Raw genomic sequence first — 18783 nt, forward strand, 5'->3', positions numbered from 1 at the left:
CAATGCCCGGCGTCGGCGCCAGCTAAGATACTGGGCCCATCAACCCATCACGAGGCAATACTCATGGCCAAGCAAGCGCTCATCCTAATCGATATCCAGAACGACTACTTCCCTCAGGGCAAGTGGCCGCTTGATGGCGTGGAAGCGGCGGCAGACAAGGCGGTACAAGTGCTCCAGGCTTTTCGCCAGGCGGGCGATGCGGTGATTCATGTGCGCCATGAGTTCACGTCCGAGGATGCACCGTTCTTCACGCCAGGGTCGCAAGGCGCCCATTTGCATCCGAAGGTACTGAACGAAAGCAATGAACCCGTGGTGCTTAAACACTTCGTGAATTCGTTTCGCGAAACCAATCTACGTGCCCTGCTGGAACAACGCAGCATCACCGAGTTAGTGGTGGTCGGCAGCATGAGCCACATGTGCGTCGATGCCGTGGTGCGGGCGGCGGCAGACCTGGGCTACACGGTCACGGTGATTCATGACGCCTGTGCCACCCGCGATCTGGAATTCAATGGCCAGGTGATTCCGGCCGCGCAGGTGCATGCCGCATACATGGCGTCGCTGGCGTTTGGTTATGCCGGTGTGGTGTCGGCGGATGAGTATTTGAAGGCGCAAGCAGCGGCAGCCTGACCACTGCTTGCCTCTGTGCGATCAGCGGGTCGCGACGATAAACAGGCGCGGGAATGGCAGTAATACGGTGCCATCCGCCAGGGCTGGATATGCCTGGGTAATCCGTGCCTGATACTCCTGTAGGAAGGCGACTTTTTCGCTATCGGATAGCGGCGCGAGAAATGGCCGCAACCCGGTCCCTTTAAACCACTCGACCACCGCAGCGTGATCCGCCAGCGGGTGCTGGTAGGTGGTGCGCCATACATCCACGGTGCTGCAGTGTTTGCTCAGCAGTTCGTAGTAGTAGCTCGCGGGGTGGCGCTCATTGTGTTTGACCGCACCGATCCTGGCCGCCCACGGCCCGTGTGCCGCCACTTCGCGAGCCAGCCGGTGTGCAGGCTCGTCGAGATTGTCCGGGGTTTGCACCGCTAGCGTACCGCCGGGGTTCAGTTGCTTGACCAAGTGTGGATAGAGCGTGGCGTGGTCCGGCAGCCATTGCAGGGAGGCGTTGGCGAGGATCACATCGAATGATTGCGCGGGGTTCCAGGCGCCGATGTCTGCCAGTTCAAAGCTCAGTTTCGGCAAGCGTTGGCGGGCATCGGTCAGCATGTCATCAGAGCTGTCCATACCGGTGACATGCGCTTGAGGGAAGCGCTCAGCCAACACTTGCGTGGAATTGCCAGGGCCGCAACCCAAGTCGACGGCAGTGCTCACCTCACTATTGGGAATAGCGGCAACCAGATCACGCACCGCACGGGTGCGCTGTTGCTCGAACATCGTGTACTGCTTGGCAGACCAGGTCATCGTGGCTTTCCTTCTTTTTAGAGGTTGGCTACAGCCTAAATCTTGTGACCCACGAGGACAAATGCCAGGAGCGGCACATACGGGGGCCTTAAAATCGCTGCTGTCTATCATGAGCGGCGGGTAGCGTTCGCACACCAGATCAACTTCGTCGGCGGCTTCAAAGTCGTGCCTGATCGCCAAAAAAAAGCCCCGGGAGCAAGGCTCACGAGGCTTTTCGGCACCGCTTTACGGATTGCTCCGAGCTATATCCTAGAAAGGTTCTATTCACCTGAAAACTGTCAACAACGCGGATTATCTTTGAGATCAAGGCCATAGACATCATAAGCGTGGCTGCTTCCAAAAAACCGTAAACACAACAGGATTGGAGGCACGGGTTGTTTACATTTTTCCTGATTCAGCACCTAACTCGCTACCCCTCGGCCGGATCGGGATTGTCAAGCCCGGGCTGTCCTCGACGACATAAAAAACTCGCTCACGCCCGTTCGGTAATGACCATCTCAGCTGCAGGCAGATTGTCCCAACAGCGCCTGATCATAGGTTGCTGGCTTGACCGGCATTACGGTCAGGCCTCTATAGGTAGCGTTCCCCCCTACAAGACAGGACAGCGGCGCAATGAGACCTATGGTCATGCACGCGGTGTGGCTCTAGATCCCCGTGACTCATCGCGAGGTTGCGAAGCTGCCATGTGGAGCGAAATGAACAGTGGCCCTTGAGGGGATGCCAAGACTCTAGCTAGCTGCCTAATCACCGGTATTTCGCTGCATGAACTTCACCATTAGCGCGAGATTCTCCAAGACGTTTCGTTCGATGGACGATCCTGGCACAGTGACTTACCTCGCTGCCGCTGGGTCAGCAAATTCTATCGAGGAAATTATCTAGTCCGAATAAAAAAAATGTGCTTATATGGCCTTTTACCATCACGGACGAGAATGAAATTGAGCGAGTGTAAATTAAAGCTTTTTGAAATTGAAAAGATAGGTTTGTTTGACTATACGCACACGCCAAAAATAACAAACATTTCGTATTTCCTAGACCTACTGAACTCATTTATCAAGGGGAGGACGGCAAAAAATAGTCGCATGAGTTCGGCGCGAAAGGAAGAAGTATATTGTTACGACATTGAAAAACTGGCAAATGGCGATTTTATTGTAATATTGTGGCTTGGAGTCACAAGTTATGGAAGCAGGAAGATTTTATCTCTACCAAAAAATGGAGTTATTGGCTGCGACTTGAAGCAAGCAAAAGGCGACGCTTCTGGAATAATCGGCATGCCTTCCTATTTTTATATCTCCGCTCAAACCAACTCAGTTGTGGTAATGGAATTTCCCGGCGCTTCTGGCGACTCGTCATTGCTAACAAACTATTTATCAGATTTCATTCATAACTTTTCTGGGCACGGCGTTAAAAAAGATAAAGAAATTGTACTGAAAGCCGACCCTGCGAATGAAGAGGATAAACCTTGCTACTTCTCTTTCAGCATTAATAAATTTACGAGCAAGACGATTGAAGAATACTTGAGAATGAATTTTTCGGCAATCTCATGCGTGGTAATGAAAGATAAAATTACAGCTACTGAAACCGTAACCAGGGATCTAGGTCCTGTTTTCAACGCGTTGCGTCCATGGGTGCGGAAAACCGTTGGCGAAGTGAGAAAATCGAGCACTGTTAGCATAAGTGTCCCAGTAAATTTCACAAGCTTGAGTGAAGTTGACGAATACATTGAATGCGTAAAGCTAAATGGCAAACAAGACACCGTTGGATTCAAGGTAACGAAAAGAACCACAACTGACACATCGCAACATATTTACTACCTGAATGGCACTCAAGCGCGCAAAGCGTCCTCTATTGATTTGAACGGCAAGGAGTGGCCATACAAAGCACATGACTTGGTCTCATTTTTCAACAAGAATAACAAAATTGAAGAATTTATAGAGATGTCACGCAATCCACTTGGAGCCACTACGCAAAAGTCAGAAATTAGTGATTCAGCTGCCGCTTTACCCAAAACTCAAATTTCAGAGAATGAAATAGAGGCATATAATGCTTAAAAAAAGCACAGCCGCGGCAATAATTATTCACGTTATTATCGCTGCGGTTTTATGCATTTTTATATACCAATACAAAACAGAAGTTTTGATGACCTTTGAAAAAAAGGACATTGACATTGTGAATCTGACGAACTCGCTAATCAATATCGCAATGATTTTATTCGGGATTAGCGGAGCGTGGATTGCGCTAGTTTTTCCACGCGCATTGAAATCCCTTACAAGAAGCAATGTAAAGGATATCGTTTCAAACGATGAAGTTGTAGCTTTCAAGGACATATCCACAACTGCAGTTCTTAGTCTAATCGTCCTGATAATATTGCTCGTGATTTCGTATGCCTATGGACTTTCAGGAGTAGTGGATCTTAAGAATCAGGTTGGCTATTACTCTCTTTATCCTTTATCGATATGCTATGTTATTCAATGCTTTTGTGCGATATGGGCGGCTAAAACCACATTAAGGGTTTTTTTCTCTTATGCTGAAAAGATAATACATAGGAGTGCCTCTGAAGGACTTGAAAGGCAGGAGCTCCCAAAAAAACAAAACTAGGTCGGCAGGACATTGCTACTAATAAAGAAAGATGGACATTTCATCTACCCCATCGCCCAGGTCACAGAAATAGCGCTGAGCGGATTTACAGGCGCTCAACTACCTCCTTCGGAGCGGCCTAAGCGGAGTATCCGCGCTTTGACACAGAGAACAGCGTAGGGAGTAGAGATTGAGGGCCATTTGTTTACGCCTTTTGAAGGTAAACGATTAACAAATATAGCCCCCCACTCCGTAAAAATCTGCAACCAATAAAAAAGTGGAGCGAAATCAATGACTTCGCTCTAGTTTTTACAGTATTGAAAAAGCTACGGACTAAACGGTTCTATTTATCTAAAAAACGTCAACAACGCAGTTTTTTCTTTTTCCTAATTCTGCACGTCGCTCCGCTAGTCCTAAGCCGGGGCTAAAAGGGCTGGATGAATCGCCTAAGCCACTTTGATCCGAATCGACTTGAAGCACTCACCTTCATCGCCGCGAGCAGTGGGATCCTCTTCATCGCTCGGATATAAGAGAAATTGCGACGTGCTTTGTTCGTTTTTTGCACGACCTGGGAGTTACGAAATGTCCCCTCCTACACATCGCATAATCTCTCGACTATCAAACTGCCTAACTTACAAGTTGCTATGATTCGAAATGCTTGCAGAGGTTGTCTGCGGATTCGCATCTTTGCCTAACCGCACTCATATTTTCAGCAATCGATTGTGCATAGGGGATATAGATATGATACGGAGTTTTACGAATGCGATTCCTCCCCCGTTTGAATTTAGAGGCATACCCCATAGATAACAGTCTATCTTCAACATCTGTTATTTCTTCGTAATTAAAATTCGCAGAAAGATCTTTAAATACATCATCTGACGGGGCATGGGTAGCCAGTATCCATGTCTCAATTGAATGTGAAGTCAGCGCCAGATACAGCTCTGTGCTGATTGAACTTTCATTTAGCCAAGCCAAGACAGATTCTGAACAATGCGTTTTCCTACACTCCCCCGGCTGGATATTTTTCAGTTCGGTGAGTTGCTCCGCAATATCGGTATCCAATTGAATTATTAAACCATCAGCAGAATCAAAGGCGAGAAGTGCACGCCAGTTTTGTCTCATCAAATATTGTTGAGCCGTAGGCGGCAGATGAGAAAGGGACTCAGGAGTTTTTTTGCTAAATTTTTTACACCAAGCTTGAATTCCATTCCAGCCATGGCCAGGATATGTGCCGCTTGTGGCATCACGCTGAGGCGACAACTCAATCACCTCGATCTCCTTTCCCGTAGCAGAAGATATTGTCTTTGCCACTTCCTTGATTATCACGTGATCAGTGGGGCCTTCCGAGACCAGCAAAAATTTTTTCTTCATCTTTCAAAAGCCTACCGGGAGTCCACCAATAGCGCCTGACAGCCAAATTTCAGACAACTTCATTCCGAAATATTTATTTTCCCAATCCTTCTTGGTCATATCTTCAGGAGGGGAAATCCTACGACTCTTAGTGCGTCCAAGCTTATCGCGCTCAACCACAAATAATCTATGATCAGGGTCAAACAGATCAAGAGCATCTAATGCACTTGGATTGTGAGTAGTTAAAAAAACCTGCTTTTGAGGCATTTTTCGCAACAAACTAGATACTTGAGCCATAAGATCACGGACCAATCCTGGATTTAAAGCCGTATCAATATTATCTAGCGCGAATATATCAGGAGACTCTTTATGAATCAGTAAAACCAAGAAAAATATAACATACAATGCCCCTTCGCTGACATCATAAGCATAAAGCTTGTTGAAGTCATCAGGCATGAATCTGTCATGATAGCAAATTTTACGACCTGCTATATTCAACTGCCCAGATAGCAGTTCAGAGTCAGTTTCTTCGGTCGTAGTAAAACTATGCACCCAGTTCATTAACTGGAAGAACGCGAGTAGCCCCTTGTTACCATCGCGATAGTAGTCTTCAATGACTTCACTAAGAGCATCGGCCAGTCGACCTCCATATAGCCCAAGTGGGGCTTTCGCGCTCGAATCATTTTCGACACCGCGCAGAATGGGAGTAGTAGGCGAAAAAATTGCGTAGTTTATGAGTGAGTTGAGTGGCGCCAGAACGTCTCCAATCCCCTCACCAGTATTAAACTTCCCAAACGCCTCTACATAAGGATAAATACTTTTAGATTTATCGATTTTCGAAGAAAATACATTTCCATATACTGAAGAGTCTTCCAACGTCCTCTCAGCGATAGATTTATTTTTCCGCTTGATCGACTCGGTAAGGTAATGGAATCCACCTTCAGCGTTTATCTCTGTGGTATACTTGACAGAACCGAAGTCAGCCGAGAGCTTAAAAGTCTTGTTTCTTTCTTTATTTTTGAATGCGCTACGAAAAATTGCGGAAGATGAAAGACGCGCACCGCGACGCTGTAATTTTTCATAGTCAACCCCTCCCTCTAGTGAAGAAGAAAGCATTGCTATTGCCTCAAGCAGGTTGCTCTTACCAGCACCATTAGTACCGATAAAAACATTCAACCGACCTAAATCCAAAGTATCTTGAGATATAGATTTAAATCCTTTGATTTCTAGCTTTTTAATCATGGGCATTAATTAATTCTTAGTGTGACAGGAATGAAAAAAACCTTAAATTCCTTAGGTTATTCGTTTAGGTTAACCATCCACTGATCTCCTATTCCTATGATGCTTCGATTGCTGAATCGTGCGCTTCTTCAATTCGTACGTCGAGCCCTCGCCAGAAAACAGATGGGCTTGCTCCGCAAATGACGATGCGCAGCCTGCGCCCCTTGCGGTTGTCGGGCTTTCGTGACCGGCACCCCAGGGCATCAGATCAGCATCGTGACTAAGCGTCGCTCTCTTATCGAAGCAACGATGAGCACCAATCATAGACGGAATGTAGGTACCTGCGGTCACTTTGGCCCAGAATTGATGCGCGAACGGCAGCAAATAAGTGACTAATCCATACGGTATGCCTGAGCCTCGAAGCACCAGCGGCGACAAAGGCTGAATCGCCCCTAGTTTCGTAGACATCCAAACCTATGAAGGCTGGCTGTACTTGGCCGTGGTGCTCGATCTGTTTTCACGCCAAGTCGTTGGCTGGTCAATGAAGTCACAAATGACTAGCGACTTGGCCATTGATGCACTGCTGATGGCAGTGTGGAGGCGTAAGCCGAAGCAGTAGGTAATAGTTCACTCTGATCAGGGCAGCCATTACAGCAACTCTGACTGGCGCAGCTTTTTAAACGCCAACAACCTTATCGCCAGCATGAGCCGTCGAGGTAATTGCCACGACAACGCCGTACCTGCTCCCTCAAGAGCGGCTTTAAAGCACTACGACCTCTTCGGCTGTCAACCAGCCAGCGTCAATGACTCTATCCCTCGCAACCTCTGGCTGGGCGCTGTAGACCACGATGGCCAAGCTCTCCTCTGCACGACTGCAGGTGACGTACAGGAGCCTACGTGTGCGTGACAGCGACGTGTCTTTGCCCTCGCTCTGATTCTTCATATCTGTGGCGGAGGCAGGTGTAACACCGAGCAATTTCTCATAGCTAAACAGAAAGCCACCGGCTTCTTCGTCGTTCAGGATGACCATCACCCGGGGAAACTCCAGGCCTTTGACTCCCTGGTGGGTACCGTAGGGCGAGAGACCATTTGCGTAGCCTGCGAACGCCGCCATCTCTGAGTAACGACGCCCCAGGACAACCCGATAAGCATGGATTTCAAGCGCCTCACGATCGGACGTTTCTGGTGCTCGGTCTGCAGTGGCACCTTGAGCCATTGCAGCAACGAGTCGATCAGGCAGCGCAAGCAAACCCGAACTCTGGAGGATTTGAGCCACCTCTTCAATCAAGGGATTGTTATCTTTGAGCATCTCGCAGAGTGCATGGGTCGCTACTCCAACAGACTCCAGCAGCTCGAATTGATTGTTGCCAGCCGCCTCCAGGTGCTTAGGATCAAGCAAAGGAGAGCGCAGCCGCACCGCCTCCATGAGCGTGAAATCATCCGAACGGGCTGCGGCGACGATTGGAGCGACCCCATCGAAGAAAACCTTGAGGATGGGTAGCGTACCGTCCATCAGCGCGGTATTCAGATGTGCAACTGCATAGAGCGGAGCGAACACGCCTTCAAACCCCATCCGACGGGCAGCCATCTTGTGCTCTAGGATCAGCGTCTTGCGGCCATCCCTGCCGGTGGCCCACTGAGCATCACCCGTAATCTCTACCATTTGCTCAGCGATCTGGTCTTCCAAGCTGAAATCCAGCCCGGGCGCTTGCCGGGTGCAGAACATACGTACGGAACCTTGGGCAGCTTCCGGCTTTGGTATCTGCAGATGATCATCGGCGCCGGCGCGGATATCGTTGATCAATTTGACAACTCGAATCGGACAACGGCGATTGATACGTTTTTCAGGCTTGGCCCAATCTGGTGGTATCGCCTCATCAAGCCCTGGCTTCCCGTCGTTATAGATACGCTGCATCGTGTCGCCGAGCAGTCCTAAGCAAAATCTCCCAGGAATCGCTGCCTGAGCTTTCAGAAATGCATCCATGAGCGCGCCATTCGTATCTTGGCTTTCATCAATGAGCAGCACCGGGTGCCGATCCGCCATAACATCGAGTAAAGGCGGCTGGGGTAAAAACGCTGCAGCCATCTGGATGACTTCACTGTGGTTCAGCGATTGCCTACTTACGTTATCTCCCGTCGGACTGTAGGTAAATTCAGGAATTTCATCTAGGGCCGCCAAACGACGAGCTTTGCTATCCCGGCTCGCCTGGTTAGCTTGGGAAGTCTTGTTCACTGTTCTCGCCCGACCGAGCCTGTCGTCCAATTCAGCGACGTCGCTCGCAAGTTTGATACGTAACCATTCACGAATATCGTCGTTGAAGCCCTTGATCATCTTCCAAGAGAAAGCATGAATGGTTGAAACCTCAACCAGCGGATCGTGCTCAAGGCGACGTGCGATTTCCTCACAGGCTGCGTTGGTGTACGTGATGATCGCTATTTGCCGCCCCTCAAAGGTGAGGCGCTGACGCTCACGTTCCTTGAGTGATTTCACGGCTACGACGAGTGAGTGGGTCTTACCTGAGCCGGCACCGGCGTATAGGAAGAAGCTACGTGGCGTCTCCAGGTTCAGGCATTCCTGGATAACGTCATCCGCATTCAGCGTAACTTCATCGGCGACATCCTTTATGGTACTCATTCGGGAGTCACCTCGACACTGGCCGTCGGGATAATCAAGAGCTCCTTACTCTTCTTTTGCAGCTTTTCCTCTAACCAGACGAGCCCTTCCCGGATGTACTCTGGAACAGCAACCTTGGCGAAGTCGGGATCTCCAAGCACCTGTAGCGCGAATTCCGCCTTGTCACCCGACCTGAGCGCGTCGAACAAAGCCTTACCTAGGTCGTCTGCAGTTGCACAATCACGCAGCGCTTTGGCGAAAGCCTTGGTCAGACCCCGCCCCTGCTTGGTTGCAAAGTGCTGCACGTTGCTCAGCACCAGACTGTCCTCAAACGTGTTGGGCAGCGCCTGGGCTTCACCTTTAGTCTTAGGCAGAACAATGTTGATGGGGGTCTGATACGCAATGCGGATTGCAAACAAGTGGTCTATCTGCTGCGATTTTTGCTCCCCATCCAGATCCAGCAGTGTGTCGACATCGTGCCCTATTCCCAGCGCGGTCACCCAACTACGCAGGGTGGGGTTGTTGGTTTCTTGTTTGGCCTTGCGCTTGACGGGTACCGCTGATTTCTTCAGTCCGGCGTCCAAATCCGTGATCACCAGGGTCACAATTCCCAGCGCATCGACTAATGGCCTTAGGCGATGTGCGTGACTACCTCCAATATCCAGGATGGTGATGTAGCAACGATCAAGGAACGGAAATTGACTGCGTAAGAAATGCGGCAACATCATTCGTTCCGCAGCGCCCTCAACCAAGATCACCGCGTCAGCGAAGAAGAGATCTGCATGCTGCGCCCGCAGGTAACGAGTCACGAACTCCTTAGTTTGCCTGTGACTGTTTTTGTCACCGAACACTGTGCTCAAGTTAGAAACGGTGGACACCGGGATGGGTACACAGGCCATTCCTGCGGGTAACCTTCGGAAATACCGAAGGTTTGCATAATCCGTCTCGTGAGCAACATGGCTGGAGTGGGAGCTGACCACCAGCTGTGTTTTGAGCCTCGGGTATTTCTTGAGAAGCGGCTCATTACATAGGACGTGATACGCGTGCTTGATGAAGGCCTGCTGCACTTGGACATGGAGATGAGCCTCAGGCTCCTCAACCAGCACAAGGTGGATCGGTTCGATGCCGGCGTCGGACTGCTCCTCGATATTTTTGTACTTCCTCAGCCACTCATCCCGAAATGCCATCAACTGGAAAATCATCGAGATCAGGTTCTGATAACCGAGGCCGTTGGATGTTTCGGGGAGCCGCATGGGAGGAGCACCAGGTGCGCCTGCGACTGAATCCAACTCGAACAGCACCGCAGCTTCATGGTTCATGCCGTCCGTAGGGGAAAGCCGGGTTTCTACCCTAATCGCCGGATCAGTAGTGTTCGGATAGCCCAGGCCTGCGACCTCCGCAAGTGCAGGAGCGAAACTGGAGGTTAGTCGGGAATCGAAAGCCGACTGTGCAGCTTGAATGGCTGTCAGCGCCTCCAAGTCCGAAATATCAGGGCTGTCACCAGGATCGAGATGCCGACTGTAGTAAGCACGCAATTGCTCAGTCAGTTTTTTCCCTGAACCACCTCGCCCCTCAGTGATGGACTCCTCGGCGCTATCACCGAAGCCGCGCTGCGCATTGATCTCGTGCACGCGTATAAGATCGGTCAGCGGATTGCTCTCCAGCGGAAGTGCATTCGCAGACAGTGCTTGCAGGCTGGCGTGACGTGTCTCGGGATCTGGGTCGCAGAGCTGCGCCGGGTCGAGACGATACCAGCGTATGGTGAACATCGCTCCCAAGCGCCGGTTAAGGTAGTCATGCAGGGTTTGCGGCCAAAGTGACAGCGTGGGCGGTTTTTTTCCTTCCTCGGTCTTGCTCAAGATCTCCTGCAACAACGTTTTGACCCGGTTACGCTCTTTCCGGTAATCGGTGAAGAGTTTGGCCATGTCCTTGGGCTCAAGTCGAAAACGCATCCCGACGCAGCCACCTTTCCAGGCAAAATTGGGAATCAGATCCTTGATGTAGTGCAACTCCCCTTTCGAGGCTTCCACCCATAGATCGAGAGTGGGTAACCAATGCGTCCAATGGTTTGCCGCTGGTATCTCGAAGGTTTCGTCAGCCTCTTCCCACTCGGCACCAATGTCATTAATGGTCGTGAGGTGAGCAAGCGTTAAATCCTGGAGGCGAAAAGCAGTCGCTTTCGAGAGCAGGAATTTACGCAACGCCAACATTGCGGAGGACTTACCACTGTTGTTGGCCCCGACCAACAGGGTGGTGGTGCTCGCCAGGTCGATTCGAACGGACAGGAGCTTGCGGAAATTCGCGATCTCCAAATACTGGATCTGCATAGCCTCTTCCTTGTAACGGCTGAAGGTAATTCGCCGGGCTGATGAATTCTGAAACTCTAGCCCAGTACCTGCAGCGCTCCAATAGACGTAGTGAGTTTCCGCCACTGCGTTGTGGTAAGAGGACGGCAGTGATCACGAGCCAGGTTCAATAAGCGCGCACATGCACGGCTGACGCACCTTGCGCCCGCCGTACACTGATGTCAGACGCGCTTTGCCTGGGTCTCTACTACCCCTCCACGAAAGGCACCAGGTAGTTGACCAACCTGTCCGCCCGTATCGGCGAGTGCTCGATTGAATGCTGACACTGCCCTTCAAGCTCGATGTCGGTTAATTGAGACTCACATAGCTCTCTCAGCAATACCCGAGATTCGGCAACCAGTTGATTCAACCGATCAAGCGTGAGCGCATAGCTCTCGTGCGCTGACGCTGCAGCGGTTGCCTTGTTAGTGGGGTGCACAACCACACGGTGACTCGAGTAGCCGGGGTAGTTTTGAACAAACCACTGTTCTGCGACCAGAAGCTGACCATGCTCCTCCTTGGTCAACGGATTTTTGTCCTTTTTGCGACTTTTTGCTTCCAGAATCAGGGCAGCCTTGTTGGGTAAAAGCCATAGAACATCAGGCCCTTCCCCGCCGACGTCATGGCGCTCTGTAGTAAGCCCTATCAAGCTACCAAGGTCTGCAAGCGCCTGCTCGAACTGATTAGCAGAAGCGTTGCCGTGTAACCTGGATACCACCTCCTCGAAGCGTTGAAGCAGACCACGTCTGATACGGTATCCACGGAGCTGAGCGGCAATCGCTGCGCCTTGCGCACCGGGAGACGGCAGAGGGCGGTAGGGAGGAGAGGTGCGCGGGCGTAAAAGGTTACGGTTTGCGGAAAATGCCGATCGTTGAAGCTCGTCACTGCGCTCGGCTTGTCCCCAGTTATCCGCGATACGGCCTGCCAATTGGTACAGCCAACCGCGCGTCTGGTCATCCACCGCGTCCTGAGAGCCTGCTACCTGATCCAGGCGCGCGATCGCCTTGTCATAAAATCCATCGGCCCACAGGTTGAAGGCCTTGCGTTCTGTTGAGGCCGTATTGAACCGCTTCGGGTCTGGCGCCTCTGGCCCCACGTTCTCCGCGAGGGTAGCAGCATGGTACTCAATCCATCCGATGTCCCGATTGATGCTAAGCGCAATTGTATTTGTCAGATCGTTGACGTCACTGACTTCCTTGCTGACTGTCGACCCCATTTCGAGCTGTGCCCGAGTTGCGCTCGTGAGCAGCCTAAAGTTCGCGTCCTTGGCAATCCAGCCGGCTAAATCCGAGCCAAGAAGCAGCACTACGCAATGGTCGCCAGCCCCACGTGCTCCGCGTCCGATCCCCTGCTCTATGCGCTGAGCGAGCATGCGACTGATGGTAGCTCCACCGTAGAGGGTCGCAGCACGTAAAAGCTCATAATCAGACGTGCCGGAGGGAAGCCCTTCCATCACCAGGACTCTGCAAGAGTCACCTGGTAGATCGATTCCATCGTATCGGTTGGCAAATACGAACGGCCCATTGGTTCTACGCGATTGCAACGCCTCGATCGCATTCTCCACCTGGTCTGAGCCTTCGGCGAACTGCGCAGTGTCAGTCCATGCCTGCGCGGCATAGTTGGCATGCACCAACGCAACAGCCCCCAGGTTCATTCCAGCCACTTGCTTAAGAGTTGACTTGGCGACCTGTTGCGGGTCGAAATCAAACGGCATCAGGCTAGGGATCAGGATCATCCGTTCACTGATCCCCGCGAGAGACCTAGAGGTTAAAGCGTTGTTCACAAGCTGAGGATCGGCGTCGAATGTACGGACAATTTCGCTATCGTCAGCGATGGTTGCCGACATATAGATACGCCGAGGGGCATCAGCAAATGTGGGGAAATTGTTGACCTGGGGCAGAACGCTCGTAATGGTGAAGGCTTTGCTACTGATCAGCGCATGGCACAGATGCAGATTGTCTCGCAACAATGGCCAAGCAAAGGGAACGTTCACACCGTCGCCTCGCAACATTCCTCTTACGGTATCCAACTGCTCATTCCAGGCCCAATAAGGGACTTCCACGACGCCGTTATTCAGCCCTGAAACGGTATCGTCAAAGGTGCCTAGCCGATCGATGTCTCGAAAAGCAGTTCGGAACAAGGTGCACAGCGCCTTGTACGTTTCGTTGTCATCCTCAGAGGAAACCTCAAGGGTGAACGACTCGCGCACCACGGAGAATGCTACGTGGGCGTCATCGAGGATGACTGCACCCACTCTGATGGGCATTTTTTGCCCACGAACCCCAAACTTACTATGGCCGTTGAACAAAGCTTTGTACGAGGCGACCATAACCGCCTTGCCGTTCACAAAGTCGTCGTGCAGGGGCTGACCTCGGGTGTATGGGACAGCAAGAATCCCCAACGATTTCGCTTTCTCCAAGGTCTGTTTGACTAACTGCGTGGTCGGAGCCAGATACAGAACGGGCTCTTTGAGGTCATTCAGGGTCGACTGAGCAATCAGCAGACCAACCAGAGTCTTCCCGCCCCCAGTGTGGAGCTTGACCACCGTGTCACGCTCATCCTTTCGCTCGAACCATGCCTCCAGCACCTCAGCTTGACTGGTGTACAGATCATTGATGCCCTGAGGCTTGGGCATGCGCCTGAAAATTTCCAGGGGATCTATCGGTGCAGGTCGCTGAGACTGCGATCTGAGTTTGTTGAAGTCCACCATCCTTGTTTACCTCGCAGTCGTCGTTGAGCTTCAGTCGCTCATGATCGTTGGGTTGCATTTCATCATTAACGATTATTTGTTCTGCTCTGCCATGCTGGAAACACGCGATCCAGCCAACAACGCTCTCTCATTCACTGGTCTTCTTCTCCACAATAATTTGAGCATTTGGAACATCCAGCTGACGTGAAAGTCCGCCATCCTTGAAAGCAATAACGGTTGTATTGCCAAAACCCTTGAATTGCACGGTCACACCAGCATAAGCCCTGTAGCCTTCTGGTACCTTAACTTCTTTGGCTACCAGCGCATCTGGCATTAAAGCGTTATAAGGTGCTTTTACGTACACAACGGCGTGCTCAATGCGAACCTGGGCCATACGCATCGCCCCATCCATGAGTAGACCTGAAACACCACCCAGCACTAATGGCAGCAGCATGACGACGGTAATGCTTACCAAATAAGCACTTTTCTGTTTTCCAGCTGCACCAGAACTCAGGAGCTCATCCTTCTCGGGAGTGACGATAACAGAGTTGAGCATCCGCTCATGACGACGGTACTGGGCTCCTGCTGACTTCGCTATCGAATAGAAGATGTAGAGCGCTATCGAGAGCAACGGCAAATTCCAGTAGGCCACGATGTCACGTTGTCCAAATGCCCAGATCAGTACTATAGCCACCACTGCGAAAGGAGTCGCCCCCCAATGAAATAGCGCCATTTCATGTGCTATTTCTTTTTTCGGATTAACTTTCTTATGTATACGCTTAAATACGAAGTTGAAAACAGGTCGCGTTACAATCGACAAAAAAATTCCGAGCGACACTAGGCAAACGACGAACATTGCGTATACAACACCAAAACAACTCGCGGCCAGTAGGAACAGTAGTCCGTCCCCCAGCGTCAAGCCCTGGGGGAAATGACCAACCCTAAGTGCATAAATGATCACGCAGGCACTGCCTAAGGCGATACTGAACTTCAGTGCAGCACCGGTTAACTTCAAAAGACTTTCAGTAGTGGACTCAAGAGAGGAAATAACTGTTTTCATCAGCTCATATCTGTGACGTGGGAGTAGTAGCCTTTTAAAGCTGTCCCATACGGTATCGACGCATTCACTCATAGCATGAGCGCAATCCCTAGAAAATCTAGCAGAGCATGGTATCACCGATACAACTGACTGGCTTATTTTGGCCAATTTCGACCCATCGCGAGAGGCAAGGAACGCCTCAACACGGACGAGCAGACAGTCTATCTTAGACTGGCAGCAGTCTCGGCCCCCTCCAACTGCTTTGAGTGATTGTGCGCCCAAGTTCCAAGCTGCTAACCTGTGAATCTAGAATCGCCAATCATGTGCTGAAAGGGGTCTTATGTCGATTGCAGGCTTTGAGAATAAAACCGACTTTACTACAAAGCTGAACGAGCATATTTCAGCGTCAGGCCCAGTTAAGAGTATACAACAGCTTTTCGGCCGCGAAAAAGAGTTATCTTTGATAGAAGAGGCTCTATATGCCAATGGACGTCATGTCTTTATTTATGGAGATCGGGGTGTAGGGAAATCCTCACTAGCAGCCGCCGCTGCCGCTCAGTATCAGTCTCCCGACAACTCACCTATACAAATAGGTTGCGGGCCTGATACTAAGTTCTATGAAACCATTGAGAATTTAGTCGACAGGGTGATGAAATCGCTTGCCGGAAAATACGACCATGTAATAAGCCAAACCATTAACATCAAGATTTACTCTATTAGCTGGAAGAACACTGCCAAAAAAGTTGAAATTTCTAAGGTAGACTCAATGTACTCAGCGGTGAACGCCACTGAAGAGATTGCAAAATATCACTCTGAGAACCCTGTTGTAATCATCGATGAATTCGATCAGATAGATTCGGAGGTCGAAAGAAAATTATTCGCTACGTTCCTTAAAGATCTAGGGGATAGAGGAGTGAATGTAAAATTTATTTTTACTGGGGTATCTACATCACTAGAAAAACTCTTAGGTTCACACGAGTCGAGCTTCCGACAGTTGCACACCATTGGACTTGAGCGTCTAGGATGGTCAGCGCGTGAGGATATCGTCCGAGATGCTGCCGCTGCGTTCTCGCTTTTGGTAGATGACGACGTGTGTTTCAAAATTGCTAAAATCTCTAACGGCTTTCCATATTATGCACATCTAATTACGGAAAAACTTCTCTGGCTCGCATTTAACGAAGAGTCTTATATCAGCCGCTTGGACGGCGCGACTTTTGAAAAAGCACTTGAAGATGCGATTTTAAGTATCGGCGCTCATCTCAAACGGCCCTACGAACAAGCAACATCTCACAGATCTCCTGACTACACCGAAATACTTTGGGCGACAAGTGACTCGGAGGATATTATCAGATATGGCGAGAGTATCTTTTTGTCATATATCCGCATACATGAAAAGCTGCACGGAAAAAATCCGTCGGTAGAATATCGCCCATTATCCCAGTCAAGCTTTCTTACAAAATTACGCGACTTGAAGAAGAAACAGTATGGCGAGATAATTGAGAACGCACTAGACAGAAAAGGAATTTACACCTATAGGGAAAATATACTGCGAGGCTTTATAGCTATGAAGGCTCTTGAAGGAGGGGTGGAACTGCAAGGAAATATACCGGACGCCCCTAAAGCACCAACTGCAATGGCAAAAGCTAAGCGACCCACTTCTGCGGGAAAAGACAATACTCCTCGTATAAAATTCAGGGGAGAGGAAGAGTTACATGAAGAAGATTGAAGTGTTTACAGGTGCTGCCAGCCATTGAAGCTGATGAAAGGCCATTAGATAATATTCGGAACAGGCTTCTGGCCGATTGTTGTCTATCGAGAAAGGCTGCAAGCAGCCGAGGCTGTGTAAAAACGTCTTAGAGCGCGACAGGTATTCACCACCGTGACTTTAGATCGCGTATCTGCAGAGGTGTAGTGATCAACTAGTCCCGGACGCGACGTTTAGTTCACTCCCGAAATTAAGCGGGACGATTCAGCGGCAAGCAATGCCAAATTTCATAAGGAATTGAGAAAATGAGTAATCAACTGAAGCGCACCAAGCGAGAAAAGCTCAAAAAGAAAAAAAACAATATAAACCGTAGCCATCTAAAAACAGAAGTGCACCACGAAAGCACGATAACTCCGGACCATCACGCAATTAGTTTATTTTTAAAGATACCATGCCACATAACAAAAATCACCGACATATGCCGCTTCATTGGCTCAAACCTTAAACAGAAGTCTCAAATAAATGAGAAAGACTCAATAATGCAAACTATGGCACTAACCGCGTTGTACCTACTAACAAAAGAAACCAATTTCACATCAGAGATACTGGAGTCGGACTTTCGTGCTATTTTAAAGTCCATCAGTAAAATTGAAACCATAGTCTCAGCCGCTACGGAAGGATTAGCTGATCCCCAACCAGGCAGCACATAAGCCCAAAACCAACTTCGGGACTCTACCCGCTAAAAACATTAAGCACCTAGAACCTCTACGTGTACATTTAGGCCGATCCTTAAACTCAGCTCGACCAGTTCATCAATATTAAAACTCGCTATATCACCCGCAAGTAGCTGGTCGTAACGAAGAATATCAATATTAAGCGTTTTCGACGCAACACTACGCGAAACCTTAAAAGCTCGGCACTTTTTAATCATGGCAGACATAATCATATAGCGAATCTTCATTACTGACGCGGCTCCGGCAGTAGGCTCAATAGCATCCCAAACAGATTCAAACTCTTGATTCAACGACATATTATGCCCCTCATAAAAAAATAACTACCGAAAACTTAAAGCCTGCAAGAGTGGAAATAGAATATTCAATCGGGCATTTTTGCAAGTGTGCACCTACCCTCTCGCATGATCTGTTTCAATACGTTCAAATCAGCCCACCTCAAATTAAACTATCAAGAGAGCTTTCACCTTGGAATAATTTTATCTTATGAGAATTCTTGTACCCTCATCGCCGGTATCCTTATGGGTAAAGCCGCGTTTAATAAACATTTTAAACATCACCTCCGAGGCCGTATGACACCTTGCCATCAAAAGTCCACGGTAATCCGCAAAATTCCTCAAAACCTCATCTAGCAAAGCTGAACCATGTCCATGGCCTTGAAAGTCTTCGGATATAGCCATCATCCAAATTTCCGTACCCTTGGATTCATAAATTGAGCTATTAATCAAGAATCCGACAGGAGTTCCTTCGTTATGATAGACAACACCATACGCTGGCTTGCGTGCATCTAGACGCTGTTTTTTTGTTAAAATCGAACGCAAATTTAACTTAAGACCTTTGGAGCCTTCCGGAGTAAGAAACGCCTCAGAAAAATGTCCACGCTCCGAGCCGGAAATTATCAACCTGTATATAAAATCCAGATCCTTTTCTTCCGCATTTCTAAAACTAAACCCATTAGCCGGAACAATAACGTCGACTTGATTCATTTTTTTTGACATAGAATCCTTGGCTCCCATCCTAAAGCACGCATTAAACCATCTTACAGCTACCGCCCTGAGCATTTGCATATGACTTTTCAGAAGCTCACCCACTCACCGAACATTTA

General features: G+C 49.5%; 14 protein-coding genes and 1 pseudogene. 6 read left to right on the plus strand and 9 right to left on the minus strand.

Translation table 11 applies throughout. The annotated features are described in order from the left end of the window. The first annotated feature begins 63 nt into the window (after positions 1 to 63). Entirely contained in the window at positions 64 to 627 is a 564-nt protein-coding gene (locus PspS35_RS26525) for a cysteine hydrolase family protein (RefSeq protein WP_159937444.1), read from the plus strand. Positions 628 to 648: 21 nt separating this feature from the next. Here PspS35_RS26525 and tam read toward each other — a convergent pair whose 3' ends face one another. Beyond that, positions 649 to 1410, minus strand: a complete 762-nt coding sequence (gene tam / locus PspS35_RS26530; protein ID WP_159937445.1) for a trans-aconitate 2-methyltransferase — start codon at positions 1408 to 1410, stop codon at positions 649 to 651. 929 nt (positions 1411 to 2339) lie between these two features. On the opposite strand from tam, the gene PspS35_RS26535 reads away from it, so the two are divergent. Beyond that, on the plus strand, positions 2340 to 3458 hold the full coding sequence (locus PspS35_RS26535) for a hypothetical protein (protein WP_159937446.1): 1119 nt from the start codon (positions 2340 to 2342) through the stop codon (positions 3456 to 3458). Next, positions 3451 to 4005 carry a hypothetical protein gene (locus tag PspS35_RS26540; protein ID WP_159937447.1) on the plus strand — a complete coding sequence of 185 codons (555 nt, stop codon included), beginning with the start codon at positions 3451 to 3453 and terminating at the stop codon, positions 4003 to 4005. Before PspS35_RS26535 ends, PspS35_RS26540 begins: the two co-directional genes overlap by 8 nt. A 621-nt stretch (positions 4006 to 4626) precedes the next feature. Here the strand turns inward: PspS35_RS26540 and PspS35_RS26545 are convergent. Next, positions 4627 to 5355 (minus strand): hypothetical protein, encoded by a 729-nt coding sequence (locus tag PspS35_RS26545; protein WP_159937448.1) that lies wholly within the window; start codon positions 5353 to 5355, stop codon positions 4627 to 4629. Between the two features lie 3 nt (positions 5356 to 5358). Further along, complete coding sequence (locus PspS35_RS26550; protein ID WP_159937449.1) at positions 5359 to 6582, minus strand: ATP-binding protein; 1224 nt, start codon at positions 6580 to 6582, stop codon at positions 5359 to 5361. 439 nt (positions 6583 to 7021) lie between these two features. Between PspS35_RS26550 and PspS35_RS26555 the strand changes: the two are divergent. Continuing rightward, positions 7022 to 7294 (plus strand): annotated as a pseudogene (locus PspS35_RS26555) (DDE-type integrase/transposase/recombinase); the annotation flags it as partial. 21 nt (positions 7295 to 7315) lie between these two features. Here PspS35_RS26555 and PspS35_RS26560 read toward each other — a convergent pair. The 4 genes from PspS35_RS26560 to PspS35_RS26575 all read right to left on the minus strand — a co-directional run bounded on the left by PspS35_RS26560 (position 7316) and on the right by PspS35_RS26575 (position 15263). Continuing rightward, positions 7316 to 9190, minus strand: coding sequence for a UvrD-helicase domain-containing protein (locus PspS35_RS26560; protein ID WP_159937450.1), 1875 nt, complete (start codon positions 9188 to 9190; stop codon positions 7316 to 7318). Then, complete coding sequence (locus PspS35_RS26565; RefSeq protein ID WP_159937451.1) at positions 9187 to 11496, minus strand: AAA family ATPase; 2310 nt, start codon at positions 11494 to 11496, stop codon at positions 9187 to 9189. The genes PspS35_RS26560 and PspS35_RS26565 overlap by 4 nt, the downstream gene beginning before the upstream one ends. A gap of 226 nt (positions 11497 to 11722) precedes the next feature. Next, positions 11723 to 14149, minus strand: coding sequence for a DEAD/DEAH box helicase (locus PspS35_RS26570; protein WP_159937452.1), 2427 nt, complete (start codon positions 14147 to 14149; stop codon positions 11723 to 11725). 202 nt (positions 14150 to 14351) lie between these two features. Then, the gene (locus tag PspS35_RS26575; RefSeq protein ID WP_159937453.1) at positions 14352 to 15263 is read right to left on the minus strand and encodes a hypothetical protein; all 912 of its coding nucleotides are present in this window, start codon (positions 15261 to 15263) and stop codon (positions 14352 to 14354) included. Between the two features lie 319 nt (positions 15264 to 15582). Between PspS35_RS26575 and PspS35_RS26580 the strand changes: the two genes are divergently transcribed. Beyond that, positions 15583 to 16968: an ATP-binding protein gene (locus PspS35_RS26580; RefSeq protein WP_159937454.1), complete on the plus strand. Its 1386-nt coding sequence runs from the start codon at positions 15583 to 15585 to the stop codon at positions 16966 to 16968. Between the two features lie 284 nt (positions 16969 to 17252). Continuing rightward, entirely contained in the window at positions 17253 to 17657 is a 405-nt protein-coding gene (locus PspS35_RS26585) for a hypothetical protein (RefSeq protein WP_159937455.1), read from the plus strand. 38 nt (positions 17658 to 17695) lie between these two features. Here the strand turns inward: PspS35_RS26585 and PspS35_RS26590 are convergent, their stop codons facing one another. Continuing rightward, positions 17696 to 17977 (minus strand): hypothetical protein, encoded by a 282-nt coding sequence (locus PspS35_RS26590; RefSeq protein ID WP_159937456.1) that lies wholly within the window; start codon positions 17975 to 17977, stop codon positions 17696 to 17698. Between the two features lie 180 nt (positions 17978 to 18157). Further along, positions 18158 to 18769 (minus strand): GNAT family N-acetyltransferase, encoded by a 612-nt coding sequence (locus PspS35_RS26595; protein WP_159937457.1) that lies wholly within the window; start codon positions 18767 to 18769, stop codon positions 18158 to 18160. Positions 18770 to 18783 lie beyond the last annotated feature (14 nt).

This window comes from Pseudomonas sp. S35 (genome assembly GCF_009866765.1).
Classification (GTDB): Bacteria; Pseudomonadota; Gammaproteobacteria; order Pseudomonadales; family Pseudomonadaceae; genus Aquipseudomonas.

Bases quoted from the DNA above. Each gene is read 5' to 3' on its own strand.
- PspS35_RS26580 (WP_159937454.1), top strand. From the start codon at position 15,583: ATGTCGATTGCAGGCTTTGAGAATAAAACCGACTTTACTACAAAGCTG.
- PspS35_RS26560 (WP_159937450.1), bottom strand. From the start codon at position 9,190: ATGAGTACCATAAAGGATGTCGCCGATGAAGTTACGCTGAATGCGGAT.
- PspS35_RS26535 (WP_159937446.1), top strand. From the start codon at position 2,340: ATGAAATTGAGCGAGTGTAAATTAAAGCTTTTTGAAATTGAAAAGATA.
- PspS35_RS26585 (WP_159937455.1), top strand. From the start codon at position 17,253: ATGAGTAATCAACTGAAGCGCACCAAGCGAGAAAAGCTCAAAAAGAAA.
- PspS35_RS26565 (WP_159937451.1), bottom strand. From the start codon at position 11,496: ATGCAGATCCAGTATTTGGAGATCGCGAATTTCCGCAAGCTCCTGTCC.
- PspS35_RS26575 (WP_159937453.1), bottom strand. From the start codon at position 15,263: ATGAAAACAGTTATTTCCTCTCTTGAGTCCACTACTGAAAGTCTTTTG.
- PspS35_RS26525 (WP_159937444.1), top strand. From the start codon at position 64: ATGGCCAAGCAAGCGCTCATCCTAATCGATATCCAGAACGACTACTTC.
- tam (WP_159937445.1), bottom strand. From the start codon at position 1,410: ATGACCTGGTCTGCCAAGCAGTACACGATGTTCGAGCAACAGCGCACC.
- PspS35_RS26550 (WP_159937449.1), bottom strand. From the start codon at position 6,582: ATGCCCATGATTAAAAAGCTAGAAATCAAAGGATTTAAATCTATATCT.
- PspS35_RS26540 (WP_159937447.1), top strand. From the start codon at position 3,451: ATGCTTAAAAAAAGCACAGCCGCGGCAATAATTATTCACGTTATTATC.
- PspS35_RS26545 (WP_159937448.1), bottom strand. From the start codon at position 5,355: ATGAAGAAAAAATTTTTGCTGGTCTCGGAAGGCCCCACTGATCACGTG.
- PspS35_RS26590 (WP_159937456.1), bottom strand. From the start codon at position 17,977: ATGTCGTTGAATCAAGAGTTTGAATCTGTTTGGGATGCTATTGAGCCT.
- PspS35_RS26570 (WP_159937452.1), bottom strand. From the start codon at position 14,149: ATGCCCAAGCCTCAGGGCATCAATGATCTGTACACCAGTCAAGCTGAG.